The sequence below is a fragment of the Streptomyces griseochromogenes genome, assembly GCF_001542625.1.
Taxonomy (GTDB): domain Bacteria; phylum Actinomycetota; class Actinomycetes; order Streptomycetales; family Streptomycetaceae; genus Streptomyces; species Streptomyces griseochromogenes.
Genome location: NZ_CP016279.1, coordinates 8645378 through 8660881, shown reverse-complemented (window position 1 = coordinate 8660881; position 15504 = coordinate 8645378). Strand labels below are relative to the sequence as shown.

The following is a 15504-nucleotide window of genomic DNA, read 5'->3' as shown; positions in this document are numbered from 1 at the left end:
TCACCGGATGGTGATCGTGATCGTCGCCCCCTTGGGGGCCGTCTCGCCGCCCTCCACCGACTGCTTCTTCACGGTGTCTCCGAAGAGCCCGAGCAGACCCCGGTCCTTCTCGACCTTGAAGCCGGCGTCCTCCAGCGCCTTCTGCGCGTCGTCCACACTGTCCCCGACCACGTCCGGCACCTCGACCATCTCCGGGCCCTTGGACAGGGTCAGCGTCACCGTGTCGCCCTCGGCGGCCTGGCTGTCGCCCGCCGGGGACTGCCGGGCCACCTTGCCCTTGTCGTACTCGGAGTTGACCTGCTCCGTGGAGATGGTCACCTTCAGGCCGGCGTCCTCCAGCTCCTGCTTGGCGTCGTCCAGGTCGTCGCCGGTGACATCGGGAACGTCGATCGGGTCGCCCTTGCTGACCAGGAGCGTGATCGCCGAGCCGGCATGCCGCTTGACGCCCGCCTCCGGGTTGGTACTGATCACCGAGCCCTTGGCGACGCTGCCGCTGAACGCCCGGTTGACCATGCCCGGCTCCAGCCCGGCCGCCTTCAGCTTCGCCTGTGCCTTCCCCAGCGGGACCCCCGCCAGGTCCGGCACCTTCACTATCTCGGGGCCCCGGGAGACGATCAGGGTCACGGAGTCGTTGCTGCGGATCCGGGCCCCGGCCGCCGGGTCGGTGCGGATGACCGTGCCGCGCTCGACCGTGTCGTTGTATTCGAGCCTGACCCGCCCGACGTCGAGCCCGGCCGCCTTCAGCCGCGATCTGGCCTGGTCCTCGGTCTTGGCCAGCAGCTGCGGGACCTTGGTGAACTGCCCGGAGCTGATGTACCAGACCCCGGCACCCACGCCGAAGACCACCAGGATCGCGGCGATGATCGTGACGAGCCCGCGCCGGGGGCGCGACGGCCGCCGCCGCGGAGGAGCCGGAGGGCCGTCCAGCCGGCTGGTGTGCTGGACGCCCGCCGCGGGAGCCTCCTCGTCCTCGTTGACGGGCAGCGGTCGGGGCACGGTCAGCGAGCGCGGGATCACGCTCGTTCGGTCCGCGGCATTGTCGTGCTCCGCCGACAGCGCCTGCGGCGGCAGGGCGTCCAGCTGCTCGGTGCTGAGCTCGGCACGCGCGCGCAGCACCTGGCCGAGCAGTGCCGCCGCGTCGTGCGGCCGCACGTCCGGGGTGCGCGCGGTGGCCGAGGCGACCAGCTCGTCCAGCTCGTACGGCATCCCCGGCACGAGCGCCGAGGGCGGGGGCACGTCCTCGTGGATGTGCTTGTACAGCACCTGGGCGGGGGACTCCCCGGAGTGCGGCTTGCCGCCGGTCAGCATCTCGTAGAGCACGACACCGCAGGCGTACACGTCGACGCGCGGGTCGGCGGTGCCCTGCTCGATCTGCTCGGGCGCGAGATACGACACGGTCCCGAGCACGGCACCCGTCGTGCTGGTCACGGTGTCCACGGACCGCACCAGGCCGAAGTCGGCGACCTTGACCCGCCCGTCGTCCCCTATCAGCACGTTCTCGGGCTTCATGTCCCGGTGCACGAACCCGGCCCGGTGCGCGGCGCCGAGGGCGGCCAGCACGGGCTCCAGGATGTCCAGCGCGGCCCGGGGCTGCAGCGCGCCGCGCTCGCGCAGCACGTCCCGCAGGGTGCACCCGGCGACGTACTCCATCGCCAGGTACACGTACGACCCGTCGGTGCCCTGGTCGAAGACCTGCACCACGTTGGGGTGGGCCAGCCGGGCGACCGACTTGGCCTCCCGGATGAACCGCTCCACGAACGACCCGTCGGCCGCCAGCGTCGGGTGCATCACCTTGAGCGCGAGAATCCGGTCCAGGCGGGTGTCCAGGGCCCGGTAGACCGTGGCCATCCCACCGACCGCGATCCGCGCGTCGACGCGATACCGGCCGTCGAGCACCTGCCCGACGAGGGGGTCCTGAAGGGTCGTATCCACGCAGGCGAGTGTACGAGGGGCGACCGACACTCCCGCCCGCTCGCCCGTTCCGGTGACGGAATGCAGCAGAGCTGTGACCCTGCCGCCGTCCGCTCAGAAGGCAGGGCGCTCCGGATCCAGCTGCGCGCGGCCCTCCACCGGGGAGGACGCCTCCGCGAAATGGCGGCGCGGGATCCGCCCGGCCAGCCGGGCCAGCCGCCCCGCCTCCACCGCGTGCCTCATGGCGGCCGCCATCGTCTCGGGCTCCTGCGCCCGGGTGACGGCGGAGGCGAGCATGACGCCCGCGCACCCCAGCTCCATCGCGAGGGCCACGTCCGACGCCGTACCCGCGCCCGCGTCCAGGATCACCGGCACGCGCGCGTGCTCCACGATCAGCTGGAAGTTGTGCGGATTGCGGATGCCGAGCCCGGAGCCGATCGGCGAGCCCAGCGGCATCACCGCCGCACAGCCCACGTCCTCCAGCTTCCGGGCGAGCACGGGATCGTCGTTGGTGTACGGCAGCACCGTGAAACCGTCGTCGACCAGCGTCTCCGCCGCGTCCAGCAGCTCCACCGGATCCGGCAGCAGCGTCCGCTCGTCGGCGATGACCTCCAGCTTGATCAGGTCGGTGCCGAGGGCCTCCCGGGCCAGCCGGGCGGTCAGCACGGCCTCCCCGGCGGTGAAACAGCCCGCCGTGTTCGGCAGCACCCGGATGCCCAGCTTCTCCAGCACCGACAGCACCGAGCCGTGCACCTCGGGATTGACCCGCCGCATCGCCACCGTGGTCAGCCCGGTACCGGAGGCGACCAGCGCCCGCTCCAGGACGTCCAGGCTCGGCGCACCGCCCGTACCCATGATCAGCCGGGAGCCGAGGGGCACACCGCCGAGGACGAAGGGATCGTCGGCCATGGGTCAGCCTCCTTGGACGGCGGTGAGGATCTCCACGCGGTCTCCCTCGAAGAGGGACGTGAGCGGCCACTGCGCGCGCGGGACGACGGTTTCGTTGACGGCGGCCGCCACTCCGGAGGGCGCCACCGTGAGGGTCCTGACGAGGACGTCCAGCGCGGTGCCGGAAGCGATCTCCCGGTGCTCCCCGTTGACGGAGATCGTGACGGAGGGGTTCATACGGGCTGCTCCATGCGGGCGGGCTGTTCCATGAGCGCGGGTCGATCCATGGGCCGGGCGCCGAAGCGCCCCGGCGTGAACGGACGGGCCTCCTCCGGCAGCTCGCCGCCGGCCAGCAGCTCGGCCATGACGTCCCCGGTGACCGGCGTGAGCAGCACGCCGTTGCGATAGTGCCCGGTGGCCAGCAGCAGCCCGTCCAGGCCGGAGGGGCCGAGCAGCGGCGCGTTGTCGGGGGAGCCCGGGCGCAGTCCCGCCCGGGTCTCGGTCAGGGGCAGCTCGGTGATCCCCGGCACCAGCTCGTGCGCGTCGCGCAGCAGCTCGTACACGCCCCCCGCGGTCACCGTCGTGTCCCAGCCCAGCTCCTCGCTGGTCGCGCCGACGACCAGCTCGCCGTTCTCCCGGGGCACCAGGTAGACATGGCTGCCGCGCACCACCGCCCGTACGGTGCGGCTCAGGAACGGCGCGTACCGCCGGGGCACGGCCAGCCGCAGCACCTGCCCCTTCACCGGCCGCACCGGAGGCAGCACGGCGTCCGGGACACCCGCGAGGCGCCCGCTCAGGCTCCCGCCCGCGAGCACGACCTGCCCCGCGCCGAGCCCGGTGCCGTCCGCCGTGGTGACGCCGGCGGCGCGGTCCCCCGCCACATCGAGCCGCTCGGCCCACGACCGGTGGAACTCCACCCCGGCCCGCTCGCACGCGGCCACCAGGGCCGACGCCAGCCGCCGCGGATCGATCTGGTGGTCCCCGTCGACCCGCAGCCCGCCGCGCACCCCGGGCGCGAGCATCGGCTCCAGGCGCCGGCACTCCCGCCCCGACAGCCACTCCGACTCCAGGCCCGAGCGCCGCTGCAGATCGTGCAGCTCGCGCAGATGGGCGCGGTCGTCGGCGTCCAGTGCGACGGCGAGCGTGCCGCAGCGGCGGTAGCCGAGGTCGTGACCGGTCAGTTCGGTCAGCTCGGCCGCGAAGTCCGGATAGCGGCGGGCCGATTCCAGGTTGAGGGCGAGCAGTCTCTCCTCGCCGTAGTGCAGTTCGGTGACCGCGGCCAGCATCCCCGCCGCGACCCGCGCGGCTCCGCCGCCGGGCTCGGGGTCCACCACGGTGGTGGCGAGCCCGCGCTGCGCGGCACGCCAGGCCGTGACCAGGCCGATGATTCCGCCCCCGATGACGAGGACGTCGGACGTACGTGACGACATGGGCGTCCAGCCCCTCCCTTCGCCGGCATGACCCGGATCAGGTTCGTACGGTCGGAGGCCGCCAGCCTCCCTCTCAGCCCGGTGCGTCCGGGCTCCCGCGAGTGCTTGTACGGTGGCCACCCTAGCCCGCGGTACTCGTCACTCGTAAGGGAGCCCCTGCCCATGGCCCGCTCGCTCGACGGACTGATCATGGCCCCCGTGGCGGACCAAGCCGCAGGTCAGGTGGGTACGCACACCCGGTTCGCGTATCACGAGAAGGACGGCGAGATCTGGGCCGAGTACGCGGGCGGCGACATCGTGCGCGGCCATCTGGTCGGGACCCGTAAGGGCGACCGGCTGGACTTCCGGTACGTGCAGCTGGGGCGCGACGGGACCACCTCCTCGGGGCACTGTGTGTCGACGGTCGTGGAGCTGCCCGACGGGCGGGTGCGGCTGGCGGAGACCTGGGAGTGGGAGTCGCGGCCCGGCAGCGGTACGAGTGTTGTGGAACAGGTCACGGAGCACGCCCGCTGACTGACGATTCGTCAGTTGTCTATGGTGATCGGGTGAGCGAGCAGACATCCCGACAGGGCACTTCACAGAGGCGGCGCGTGGTCGTCGTCGGCGCGGGCATGGCCGGCGTACAGACCGCGGTGGCTCTGCGGGAACAGGGCTGCACGGGCACCGTGACCCTGATCGGCGCCGAGCCGCACCAGCCCTACGACCGGCCGCCGCTGTCCAAGGCCGTGCTGCTCGGCACGTCCGAGGGCTCCGCCTTCGAGGTCGACTTCGAGTCGCTCGGCATCGAACTGCGCCTCGGCTGCGAGGTGCTGGGCGTGCGCCCCGGCGACCACGAGCTGGACACCGAGGCCGGTCCCGTGCCCTACGACGTCCTGGTCCTCGCCACCGGCGCCGAACCGATCCGGCTGCCGGGCACCGAGGGAGTGCCCGGCGTGCACCTGCTGCGCACCCTGGACGACGCCGAACGACTGCGGCCGGTACTCGCCCGGCAGCACGACATCGTGGTCGTCGGCGCCGGCTGGATCGGCGCCGAGTTCGCCACGGCGGCCCGGGAGGCGGGCTGCGCGGTGACCGTGGTCGAGGCCGCGGACCGGCCGCTGGCCGGTGCGCTGCCCGCCGAGGTGGCCGCGCCGATGACCGCCTGGTACGCCGACAGCGGCGCCGAGCTGCGCACCCACGCGCGCGTGGAGCGCGTCGAGCCCGGCACCGTGGTGCTCGCCGACGGCACCCGGCTGCCCGCGGGCGCCGTCGTGGTCGGCATCGGCGCGCGCCCCGCCACCGCCTGGCTGGCCGGCTCCGGCATCGAGCTGGGCGCGCACGGCGAGGTCGTGGCCGACGCCCACCTGCGCACCTCCGCGAAGGACGTGTACGCGGTCGGCGACTGCGCCTCCTTCCCCTCGGCCCGGTACGGCACCCGGCTGCTGGTCCACCACTGGGACAACGCCCTCCAGGGGCCGCGGACGGTCGCCGCGAACATCCTGGGGGCGACGCCCGTGGTCTACGACCCGGTGCCGTACTTCTGGTCGGAGCAGTTCGGCCGGTTCGTCCAGTACGCAGGCCACCACCCCGCGGCCGACCGCCTGGTGTGGCGCGGCGACCCGGCGGGCCCGGCCTGGAGCGTGTGCTGGCTGCGCGAGGACCGGCTGGTGGCCCTGCTGGCCGTGGGCCGGCCACGCGATCTGGCCCAGGGCCGACGGCTGATCGAGGCGGGCCGCCGAATGGACGCAGAGGCCCTGACCGACCCGGCACGTCCCCTGAAGGAGGCCACCGCCGAGTAATCGGCGCCCTGAGGGTCAGCGCCCCTGAGGGGGCGCGGGGCTGTGTCTGATGTGCGGCTACCGCCGCGTGGGCGCGACCAGCCACAACGGCGCCGCGGACGCCCGACGACACATCCCGGCACCGCCCATCGCGGCCGATCCGGCGGAGCGCCTACGCTAGGTCCCGTGACCGAGATTGACGCAAAGATGGATGCTCTCGTCCCCGCCTGGCTCACCCTCCCCGACATCGCCGAACAGCTCGGCGTCGACGTGACGCGTGTACGGCAGCTGGTCAAGGAGGGCCAGCTCATCGCCGTACGCCGAGGCGAGAACAAGGCACTGCACGTCCCCGCCGCCTTCATCGACGGGGACAAGGTCGTCAAGGGCCTGTCAGGGACCCTGACGCTCCTGAGGGACGACGGTTTCACGGTGGAAGAGATGATCGAGTGGCTCTTCACCCCCGACCCCACCCTGCCCGGCACCCCCGCGCAGGCCCTGAGCGAGAATCGCGGCACGGAGGTGAAGCGCCGCGCCCAGGCGCTCGCCGTCTGAACCGACCCGTACCACGGGTGGCGTACCGGCCACGGCCCGTACGCCACCCCCTGGCACCCATGGACACCGACCACGGGGGGATCCACCCATGTCCGACACCACCCGCGGCAGGCTCGCCGATGCCCGCCTCTACCTCTGCACGGACGCCCGCAGGCGGCAGGGCGACCTCGCCGAGTTCCTGGACGCGGTCCTGGCCGGCGGTGTCGACATCGTCCAGCTGCGCGACAAGGGCATGGAGGCCGCCGAGGAGCTGGAGCATCTGAAGGTCTTCGCCGACGCCTGCGCCCGGCACGGCAAGCTGCTCGCGGTCAACGACCGGGCCGACGTCGCCCACGCCGCCTCCGCCGGTGTCCTCCATCTGGGCCAGGGCGACCTGCCGGTCCCCGCGGCCCGCGCGATCCTCGGCGACGACGTCCTGATCGGCCGCTCCACGCACGCCGAGTCCGAGGCGGCCGCGGCCGCCGTCCAGGAGGGCGTGGACTACTTCTGCACCGGCCCCTGCTGGCCCACCCCCACCAAGCCCGGCCGCCACGCGCCCGGCCTCGACCTGGTGCGCCACACCGCCGCCCTGGGCACCGAACGCCCCTGGTTCGCCATCGGCGGCATCGACCTCGGCAACCTGGACGAGGTGCTGGACGCCGGTGCCCGACGGGTGGTCGTGGTGCGGGCGATCACCGAGGCGGGCGACCCCGGGGCCGCCGCGGCGGAGTTCGCCAAGCGCCTGCGACAGGTATAAGGGCCGGCCGGGGCGGGTCCCCGTGCGGGCCGCCGTCCGGCTCCCTGGCCTGCTTCTGTCCGGCGGCTGTCCGGATTTTGTCCAAGGGGTGGACGGAAGGTCGACAATTCGGGCAAATTTCCGGCTCCCGGTTGGGGGACCGCCCACCCCTGGCTAACCTGCGGGTATGGCCCTCGGAACCGCATCCACCAGGACTGATCGCGCACGCACCGTGCGCGACATCCTCGGTGCCGGCAAGACGACGTACTCGTTCGAGTTCTACGCGCCGAAGACCCCCAAGGGCGAGCGGAACCTGTGGAACGCGCTGCGGAGGGTCGAGGCGGTCTCCCCCGACTTCGTCTCCGTGACCTACGGTGCCGGCGGCACCACGCGCACGACGACGGTCAAGGAGACCCAGCAGATCGTCGTCGACACGACGCTCACACCGGTCGCCCACCTCACCGCGGTCGACCACTCCATCGCCGAGCTGCGCAACATCATCGGCCAGTACGCCGACGCGGGCATCCGCAACATGCTCGCCGTGCGCGGAGACCCGCCCGGCGACCCGATGGGCGACTGGGTGGCGCACCCGAGCGGCCTCACGTACGCGGCCGAACTCGTCCGGCTCATCAAGGAGTCGGGCGACTTCTGCGTGGGCGTGGCCGCGTTCCCGGAGATGCACCCGCGCTCCAGCGACTGGGACACCGATGTCGCGCACTTCGTCGCCAAGTGCCGCGCGGGCGCCGACTACGCCATCACCCAGATGTTCTTCCAGCCGGAGTCGTACCTGCGGCTGCGCGACCGCGTCGAGGCCGCGGGCTGCGACACCCCGGTCATCCCCGAGATCCTGCCGGTCACCAGCGTGAAGATGCTGGAGCGGCTGCCCAAGCTCAGCACCGCGCAGTTCCCGGACGACCTGAAAGAGCGGATCCTCACAGCGAAGGACGATCCGGCGGCGGTACGCTCCATTGGCATCGAGTTCGCCACGGAGTTCTGCGCACGGTTGCTGGCCGAGGGAGTGCCAGGGCTGCACTTCATCACGCTCAACAACTCCACGGCGACCCTGGAAATCTACGAGAACCTGGGCCTGCACCACCCACCGCAGACCTAGACCGGCCGCACGGCCGTACGACACACTGCGTAGCGGCCACTGGGAGAGGGGCGTACATGGGCTGGACGGTCCTCTACATCGCGTTCGGCATCGTCGCACTGTGGTTGCTCAGCGAGGTGCTGCTGCAGTACAAGGCGAGGCTGCGCTGGCGGCTGCTCGCGTTCGCGGGCTTCCTCGGCGTCGTGCTGGGCGTGCTGATGCACTCCGTCGTCGTCATCGGCGTGGGCGCGATCGCGTTCGCGCTCGGCCAGACCTACGTCACGCTGTCCTTCCGCCGCGGCTTCGCCGCCGGCTGGGCGGTCAAGCGGCCCGACCCCGAGGCCGAGGGCGGCGGCAGCAAGCGACGCCGCGGCAAGGCGGACCGCCACGACCCGAGCCTCGAGGTCTCCGGCCTGGAGGCCGCCGAGGGCGACGACCAGGACGTCGACTACCGCCGTGACCAGCTCGCGCACGGCGACGACGACTACGACCGCGACGACGTCTTCACCCCGCGCCCGCCCGAGCCCACCGCCGCCGAGATGACCGCCGTCTACGAGCCCCAGCCCATGCCCGAGGACACCGGCTCCTACGGCGTCTACGGCGACACCGCCTACCCGGGCGCCGCCCAGCCCCAGAACCCGAGCTACGCGTCCGCCGCCCAGGGCGGCGAGCAGGGCTACGCCTACGACTACTCGTCGGCCTACGCCCAGCAGGGGTACGGCTACGGCGCCGGCGACCAGCAGCAGTACGCCAACTACTCCGACCCGTACATCGGCTCCCAGCCCTACGGCGGCGACTCGTACGGCACCGGCTACGAGCAGCAGTACGGCCAGCAGGGCTACGGCCAGGACCCGTACGCCACCGGCGGCTACGGCCAGACGCCGGCCGACGGGGTGTGGGTCCCGCAGCAGCGCACCGACGAGACCTACGGCGGCCAGCTCCCGCAGGAGCAGCCCCACCCGTACCAGGGCAACGGGCAGCAACCGCAACCGGGCCCCGGATACGACGAGCAGTACCGTTTCTGAGGCGCGGCCGCGCTCACTGGGAGCCGCGGAAGTCCGGGCCCTCCACGATCAGCCCGGCCACCAGCGCACCCGACATGCCGGCATGCGGGAGGCCGCCGCCGGGGTGTGACCAGCCGCCGACGGTGAACAGGCCGGGCAGCCCGGTGGTGTTGCCGGGGTGCAGCAGGCGTCCGGCACCGGCCGCGAGCGCCGGGGCCGGTATCGCGCCGCCCATCGCGCCCGTGGCCTCCTCGACGGCGACGGGGGTGCGCACCTCCTTCCAGAGGATGCGATCCCGCAGCCCGGGTACGGCACGCTCGGCCGCTTCGATCATGTCCTCGGCGTGGCGGTCGAAGAGCTCCCGCTCGGCCCGGCCCGTCTCCCCCGACTGAGCGGGGACCGTCGCGACCAGGACGATCGACTCGTGAGCCGCGTCCGGGACCAGCGCCGGGTCGTCGGGGCGCAGCACGGTGACGGTGGGGCGCGCCACCCACCCGCCCGGGCTGCCGAAGAGCAGCTCCCGCTCGGACTCACGGTCCTGCGCGTGCACCACGGTCCGGTGGGCCACCCCCTGCGGCCGCCCGCCACGCAGGGCCAGCAGCACCGTCAGCCGGCTCGGCATCCCGCGCTGCGGCGCGATCCCGCCGGCACCGTGAACGGCCGCGCCCGGGAGGAACCGGCCGAGGACGTCCGGAGCGACGCCGGCCACCACGAAGTCCGCCTCGGCCACCGTCCCTGCCCCGGTGCCGAGAGCCTGGGAGGTGCCTCCGGCCAGCTCCACCCCCGCGGCCCGGCCGTCCTTCTCCACGATCCCGGTGACCTCGGCGCCGAAGAAGAACTCGACCTTCCGCTTCAGGCACCGCTCGTACACCGCCCGCGCCAACTCCCGGATGCCGCCGCGCACATACCAGGTGCCGAAGGCGTGCTCCATGTACGGCAGCACGGCCGCGCTCGCCGGAGCGGTCCGGGGATCCAGCCCGTACGCGAGCACATGACTCTCCAGCAGGGCCGCCAGGCGCTCGTCACGCAGCTCCCAGGCGCCGATCTCGGCCAGGGTGCCCGCCCGCCGTGTGCGCAGCAGACGCTTGTGCGGGACGGCCGGATACGGCTCCTGCTCGGCCAGCACCTGCCAGTTCGGCCACAGGGGTTCCTCCAGCAGGGGCCGCCGGGAGCGGTCCCAGGCCTCGCGGGCCCGCACCAGGAAGTCGCCCCAGCGCTGCCCCGCCCCCGCGCCCAGCGCCTCGTCCAGGGCCGCGACGACACCCGCGCGCGAGGCGTTCGGCAGAGAGAACTCGGTGCCGTCCGCGAAGACGTGCCGGGAGCTCGGGTCGACCTGGACCAGCTCGACACGGTCCTCCAGCGGCTCCTTGCCGGTCTTGACGAACAGATCGCGGTAGACCGCGGGCAGCGTCAGCAGCCCCGGGCCGGTGTCGAAGCCGAACCCGTCCCGCTCGAAGCGGCGCACCGCACCGCCGTACGTCTCCGTACGCTCGTACACCGCCACCCGGTGGCCCGCGACGGCCAGCCGGGCAGCGGCCGCCATCGCGCCCATCCCGGCGCCGATCACCGCAATCCGTGCCATGCCTGCGACTTTATCGACCGCCACCGACAATCCGGTCCACGGGCTGTGCGCGGGCGGTCAGCCCGGTGGCCCGGACACCCGCGAGGCCGGCCGCCGCTCCTCCCGGCGCCGGGCCCGGCGCCGCAGAAAGCGCCGGATGCGTGAGACGAGGAACACCAGCACCACGAGCCCGGAGAAGAGCAGCACCGCCGCGATGACCGCCGCCGCTTCCGGATGGAACATCGCGAACGCGACGACGCCGCCCACCCCGAGATCCTCGGCGAAGCTCAGGACGATGTTGCTGAACGGCTCGGGCGAGGCGTTGACCGCCATCCGCGTACCGGCCTTCACGGTGTGACTGGCCAGCGCGGTCGAACCGCCGATCAGCCCGGCGGCCACGTCCGGCAGCGAGCCGCCGTGCCCGGCCAGCAGCGCCCCGACCCAGGCGCCCGCGAGCGGCCGGACCACCGTGTGCACGGAGTCCCACACCGAGTCGACGTACGGGATCTTGTCGGCGACCGCCTCGCACAGGAACAGCACGCCCGCCACGATCAGCACCTCGGGGCGCTGCAACGTCTGCGGGACATCGTCGCTCACCCCCGTCACGCCGAAAAGGCCGAGCAGCAGCACCACCGCGTAGGCGTTGATGCCGCTGGCCCAGCCGCTCGTGAACACCAGGGGGAGTACCGACACGGACGCGATCGTACCCAGGCGGCGGGGCGGCGTCCCGGGCCTGAGAACGCACGGCTGAGTATCCGTACTCAGACGGCGAGATGAGTACGGGCGCGGATGGGCCGCGCCCCCTGTCGACGGGAGAGTGGAGGCACGGCAAGGGGCGCGGCCCGGCACCGCCGACACGGGGCGGCGGAACGGGGCCCGCCCCGGCCGCTCCTTCCGCCGATCCGTCGGCGGAAGCGAGGCACGGGGGACTCGGGGCAGACCACCACGGGGGACCATCGGGGGAAAACCGTACGGGGGAGTACGGGAAGTACGGGGGAAAGGGGAAGGCGCCGGTCCGGCAACGGACCGGCGCCTTCCGCGTGCTCCCCGCCCGCTCAGCCCTTGCCGCTCACACGCCCCTGGAGCAGCCGGGACAGGGCCGCGTGCACATCGTCCAGGGAGCGCTCCGGCTGGAAGGACTTCCAGTCCAGCGCGGCCACCAGGACCATGCCGACCAGCGCGGCCGCGGTCAGCTGGACGTCGATCTCCTCGCTGAACTCGCCGGCCGCCACGCCCTCGCGCAGCACCCCCTCGACCACGGCCACGGCCTCCTGGCGCACCACCATCAAGGTGGACTGCCAGGCGCGGTTGGTGCGCCACAGCTCGGCCACGTACAGCTGGGTGAAGGCCGGGTAGCGGTCGATGAAGACCAGGCCCGCGCGGACCATCGCGTCCAGGGCGTCCACCTTGCTGCCGCCTTCGGCCGCGGTCCGCTCGGCCGCCTCCCGCAGGGAGGCGGTGAGCAGGCCCACGCCGTGCCGCAGCAACTCCTCGAAGAGGACCGACTTGCTCGCGAAGTTGTAGTAGACCGTGCCCTTCGCGACCCCGGCCCGCTCGGCGATCTCGTCCACCGTGGTGGCCGAGAAGCCCTGCTCGGCGATGAGCGTGACGGCCGCTTCGTAGAGCTTCTGCCGGGTTGCCTCGCGGCGCGTGCTGCCGCCGGACGTGGCGCTGCTGCTTTCCATGGCCCTGATTCTCACAGGTACGCGCGCGTGCGGGGCACGCTTGGAGATCACAGGCTCAGCTCCGGGTGCAGCCGGTCCAGCGTCCACACCTGGCGGCGCCGGGCGGCGAGCGCGGTGAGCGCGAGGGCGCCCGCGGTGAAGGCGACCAGCACACCGCACGCCTGCCACACCGGGCCGAGTCCGCCGCCCGTGATCAGCCGGCGCAGGGCCGCCACGATGTAGCTCATCGGCAGGAACGGGTGGATGGCGTTGAAGAAGCCCGGGCTGGTCTGCACGGGATACGTGCCGCCCGCCGAGGTCAGCTGGAGCATCAGCAGCGCCAGGACGAGAATCCGGCCGGCCGCGCCGAAGCGGGCGTTCAGCCACTGCACGATCGAGGCGAAGCACGCCGCCACGAGGAACAGGAAGCCGACCGTGCCGGCCGCCCGCGCCATCTGCAGGCCGATCGCCCAGTGCAGCACGGACATCAGGGCGGCCGTCTGCAGCACGCCCACCGCGGCCACCGGGAGCCAGCCGGCCAGCGCGATCCGCCAGGCCGGCGAACCGGCCGCGAGAGCACGCCGGTTGAGCGGCGGGATCAGCATGTACGCCACCATCGCGCCCACCCACAGGGACAGCGGGATGAAGTACGGGGCGAACCCGGTGCCGTAGTTGGGCGCCTTGTGCAGATCGTGGGAGGCGAGCTGGACCGGGTCGGCCATCACGCCGGTGCGCTGGTCGCGGTCCCGCCTGTCGTAGTCCGGGATCTTCTTCGCGCCCTCGTGCAGCCCGCCGGCGAGCTTCCCGGAACCGCCGACCAGCTTGTACATGCCGCCGTTGAGGGTCTCGGCGCCCGACGCGGCCGTGCCGATGCCCTTGTCCAGCGTGGCCGAGCCGGTCTGGGCGGTGCCGAGGCCCGAGTGCAGCTTCTTCGCGCCCGCGGCGACCTCGGCCGCGCCGTCGTTCAGCTTGTTGATCTTCTTGACGGCGTCGTTCACGTCCTCGTAGAGGTGCGGCGCGCGGTCGGAGAGGGCCTGGGCCTGCTTCTGCAGCGTGCCGAGGTTGTCCTTCAGCGTCTTGAGGTCGCCGTCCTGGTCGGCGATCAGGGTGTTGAGGTCGTCGGCGACGGTGGCCACGTCGGCGGCCGCCTGCTTGGCCTTCTTCAGGTCCGGGCAGACGGGGTCCGGGATGGCCGCGCTCTCGCAGCGTGTCCGGTAGACCTCGTCCAGGACGGCGGAGGAGGCGTGCGCGGCCTTCGCGGCGCCCGGCGCGAGCTTCACCAGCACGTCGAGGTTGTGCCGGACCGCCTTGGCCGAGTCGGCGACCAGCTGGGCCGTGTCCCCGATGGTCTTCTCGTTGTCCTTCAGGAACGGACCGGCCTTCTCGTAGACGCCGTTGACGTTGTCGGCGAGCGTCTGGGTGCCGTCCGCGACCCGTCGCGAGCCGTTCTCCAGGTCGCCCGCGCCTTTGTTGAGCTTCTTCAGTCCCTTGGCCAGGTCGCCGCTGCCGCTCTTGGCGTCCTTCAGCCCGTCCGCGAGGTCCTTGGAGCCCTTCTCCGCCTTCCCGATGCCGCCCTTGAGCCGGTCGGCGCCCTTGGCGGCCGTCACGGTCTTGTCATGGATGCCGGAGAACGAGATGAAGATCTTGTCCAGGAAGGTCCGGGACGCCTTGGTGGACGCGGCCGAGCGGACCTCGTTGAAGACCGTGCGGGAGATCTGGCCGACGATGTAGTTGTTCGCGTCGTTCGTGCGCACCCTCAGCGCGCTCGTCTCCGGGGAGGTGCCCGAGCTGGAGGCGATCCGCTCGCTGAAGTCGGACGGCATGGTCAGCGACAGGTAGTAGGTGCCGTCCTCGACGCCCCGGCGGGCCTCGGCGTCGCTCACCTCGTGCCACGCGAAGGTCCGGCTGTCGCGCAGCCCGTCGACGATGTCGTCGCCGGCCGTGATCTTCTTCCCGCCCGCGGTGGCGCCCTTGTCGTCGTTCACCAGGGCCACCGGGATGCGGTCCAGACGGCCGTACGGGTCCCAGAACGACCACAGGTACAGGGCGCCGTACAGCAGGGGCAGTACGAGCAGCGCGACGAGGGCGGCGCGCGGCAGCCTGCCCCGCCCGAAGCGCCTCAGCTCAAGCGCGGCCAGCCTCGGCGAGCGCATCGGCCTCCTCCTTCTCGTCGCTGTCGTCGTCGCTCCGGTCGTTCTTCGTGTCGCTCCGGCCGGAGCTCTCCGCGCGCCGTCCGGTGGGTACGCGGACGCAGTCCTCGGGGGCGGTGCGGCACACGGCCACGACCGTGGTTCCCGCGCGCGTGAGGGACCGCAGCAGGTCCCAGACTTCGGCGCGTTCGGCGTCGGAGAGCTTCAGATCGATGTCGTCGACCCCGAGCAGCCGGGGCCGGCCGAGGAGGGCCAGCGCGACGGACAGGCGCAGCTCCTCGGGCCGCTCCAGGTCGCGTACGGCAGTCCGGGATCCCTTGGGCAGCTTCTCCGGGTCGAGCCCGGCGGCGGCCAGGGCCGCGTCGACGCGCAGCCGTGCCTCGTGGGCGCGCTGTGCGCGGGGCCGCAGCAGCTCGCTCAGCGAGCCGCCGAACCTGCGCTGCAGCAGCGCCCGTTCGCGCAGATGTTCCCCGACGGTCAGGGCCGGTTCCAGGTCGGTGACACCGGCCACGTTGGCCACGGCGCCGACGCGGCGCACCGCCGCCATGTGCCGGGGCAGCGCGAACCCGCCCACCGTCGCCGCTCCCGCGGTGGCCTTCATCCGTCCCGTGAGCGCGAGCAGCAGACTCGTACGGCCGGAGCCGGACGGTCCCTCGATCGCGATCAGCGAGCCGGGCTCGGCCTCGAGGGTGATGTCGCGGAAGGCCCACCCCTGCGGCCCCTTGAGCCCGAGGCCCTTGGCTGTGACGTCCACGCCGTCCACAAGCCCCCCTGCCTGCTTG

Annotated in this window: 15 protein-coding genes and 1 riboswitch; of the genes, 6 read left to right on the top strand and 9 right to left on the bottom strand. The window is 72.7% G+C overall.

What is annotated here, in order from left to right; genetic code table 11:
• The 4 genes from pknB to thiO form a co-directional block, all read right to left on the bottom strand.
• A complete protein-coding gene (gene pknB / locus AVL59_RS37565) occupies positions 1-1932 on the bottom strand; it encodes a Stk1 family PASTA domain-containing Ser/Thr kinase (RefSeq protein WP_067313587.1) in 1932 nt (643 codons plus the stop codon).
• 93 nt (positions 1933-2025) lie between these two features.
• Complete coding sequence (locus AVL59_RS37560; protein WP_067313585.1) at positions 2026-2820, bottom strand: thiazole synthase; 795 nt, start codon at positions 2818-2820, stop codon at positions 2026-2028.
• Positions 2821-2823: 3 nt separating this feature from the next.
• Positions 2824-3036: a sulfur carrier protein ThiS gene (gene thiS, locus AVL59_RS37555; RefSeq protein ID WP_067313584.1), complete on the bottom strand. Its 213-nt coding sequence runs from the start codon at positions 3034-3036 to the stop codon at positions 2824-2826.
• Positions 3033-4229 carry a glycine oxidase ThiO gene (gene thiO / locus AVL59_RS37550; RefSeq protein ID WP_067313582.1) on the bottom strand — a complete coding sequence of 399 codons (1197 nt, stop codon included), beginning with the start codon at positions 4227-4229 and terminating at the stop codon, positions 3033-3035. The genes thiS and thiO overlap by 4 nt, the downstream gene beginning before the upstream one ends.
• Positions 4227-4338: riboswitch (TPP riboswitch) on the bottom strand. (Overlaps the previous gene by 3 nt.)
• Before the next feature lie 53 nt (positions 4339-4391).
• Between thiO and AVL59_RS37545 the strand changes: the two genes are divergently transcribed.
• The 6 genes from AVL59_RS37545 (at position 4392) to AVL59_RS37520 (ending at position 9368) form a co-directional block, all read left to right on the top strand.
• Positions 4392-4742 (top strand): avidin-fold protein, encoded by a 351-nt coding sequence (locus AVL59_RS37545; protein WP_067313580.1) that lies wholly within the window; start codon positions 4392-4394, stop codon positions 4740-4742.
• A 32-nt stretch (positions 4743-4774) separates the two neighbouring features.
• Positions 4775-6007 (top strand): NAD(P)/FAD-dependent oxidoreductase, encoded by a 1233-nt coding sequence (locus AVL59_RS37540; RefSeq protein WP_208870510.1) that lies wholly within the window; start codon positions 4775-4777, stop codon positions 6005-6007.
• A 165-nt stretch (positions 6008-6172) separates the two neighbouring features.
• Positions 6173-6538, top strand: coding sequence for an Rv2175c family DNA-binding protein (locus tag AVL59_RS37535; protein ID WP_067313576.1), 366 nt, complete (start codon positions 6173-6175; stop codon positions 6536-6538).
• An 88-nt stretch (positions 6539-6626) separates the two neighbouring features.
• Positions 6627-7274 carry a thiamine phosphate synthase gene (thiE, locus tag AVL59_RS37530; protein ID WP_067313574.1) on the top strand — a complete coding sequence of 216 codons (648 nt, stop codon included), beginning with the start codon at positions 6627-6629 and terminating at the stop codon, positions 7272-7274.
• A 166-nt stretch (positions 7275-7440) separates the two neighbouring features.
• The gene (gene metF / locus AVL59_RS37525) at positions 7441-8364 is read left to right on the top strand and encodes a methylenetetrahydrofolate reductase [NAD(P)H] (RefSeq protein ID WP_067313573.1); all 924 of its coding nucleotides are present in this window, start codon (positions 7441-7443) and stop codon (positions 8362-8364) included.
• A 56-nt stretch (positions 8365-8420) separates the two neighbouring features.
• Positions 8421-9368, top strand: a complete 948-nt coding sequence (locus tag AVL59_RS37520) for an SCO2102 family sporulation regulator (protein ID WP_067313571.1) — start codon at positions 8421-8423, stop codon at positions 9366-9368.
• Positions 9369-9381: 13 nt separating this feature from the next.
• Here AVL59_RS37520 and AVL59_RS37515 read toward each other — a convergent pair whose 3' ends face one another.
• From AVL59_RS37515 to AVL59_RS37495, 5 genes are all read right to left on the bottom strand, one after another.
• Positions 9382-10929: a phytoene desaturase family protein gene (locus tag AVL59_RS37515; protein ID WP_067313569.1), complete on the bottom strand. Its 1548-nt coding sequence runs from the start codon at positions 10927-10929 to the stop codon at positions 9382-9384.
• A 57-nt stretch (positions 10930-10986) separates the two neighbouring features.
• Entirely contained in the window at positions 10987-11601 is a 615-nt protein-coding gene (locus AVL59_RS37510) for a DUF4126 domain-containing protein (RefSeq protein WP_067313567.1), read from the bottom strand.
• Between the two features lie 362 nt (positions 11602-11963).
• A complete protein-coding gene (locus AVL59_RS37505) occupies positions 11964-12593 on the bottom strand; it encodes a TetR/AcrR family transcriptional regulator (RefSeq protein WP_066992729.1) in 630 nt (209 codons plus the stop codon).
• A 47-nt stretch (positions 12594-12640) separates the two neighbouring features.
• On the bottom strand, positions 12641-14725 hold the full coding sequence (locus tag AVL59_RS37500) for a YhgE/Pip family protein (RefSeq protein ID WP_067313565.1): 2085 nt from the start codon (positions 14723-14725) through the stop codon (positions 12641-12643).
• Positions 14697-15485 (bottom strand): ATP-binding cassette domain-containing protein, encoded by a 789-nt coding sequence (locus AVL59_RS37495; RefSeq protein WP_067313563.1) that lies wholly within the window; start codon positions 15483-15485, stop codon positions 14697-14699. The genes AVL59_RS37500 and AVL59_RS37495 overlap by 29 nt, the downstream gene beginning before the upstream one ends.
• Positions 15486-15504: the final 19 nt, after the last annotated feature.

Coding starts and splice junctions, on each gene's coding strand:
- AVL59_RS37560 (WP_067313585.1), bottom strand. CDS start 2,820: ATGGCCGACGATCCCTTCGTCCTCGGCGGTGTGCCCCTCGGCTCCCGG.
- thiS (WP_067313584.1), bottom strand. CDS start 3,036: ATGAACCCCTCCGTCACGATCTCCGTCAACGGGGAGCACCGGGAGATC.
- thiO (WP_067313582.1), bottom strand. CDS start 4,229: ATGTCGTCACGTACGTCCGACGTCCTCGTCATCGGGGGCGGAATCATC.
- AVL59_RS37545 (WP_067313580.1), top strand. CDS start 4,392: ATGGCCCGCTCGCTCGACGGACTGATCATGGCCCCCGTGGCGGACCAA.
- thiE (WP_067313574.1), top strand. CDS start 6,627: ATGTCCGACACCACCCGCGGCAGGCTCGCCGATGCCCGCCTCTACCTC.
- metF (WP_067313573.1), top strand. CDS start 7,441: ATGGCCCTCGGAACCGCATCCACCAGGACTGATCGCGCACGCACCGTG.
- AVL59_RS37520 (WP_067313571.1), top strand. CDS start 8,421: ATGGGCTGGACGGTCCTCTACATCGCGTTCGGCATCGTCGCACTGTGG.
- AVL59_RS37515 (WP_067313569.1), bottom strand. CDS start 10,929: ATGGCACGGATTGCGGTGATCGGCGCCGGGATGGGCGCGATGGCGGCC.
- AVL59_RS37505 (WP_066992729.1), bottom strand. CDS start 12,593: ATGGAAAGCAGCAGCGCCACGTCCGGCGGCAGCACGCGCCGCGAGGCA.
- AVL59_RS37500 (WP_067313565.1), bottom strand. CDS start 14,725: ATGCGCTCGCCGAGGCTGGCCGCGCTTGAGCTGAGGCGCTTCGGGCGG.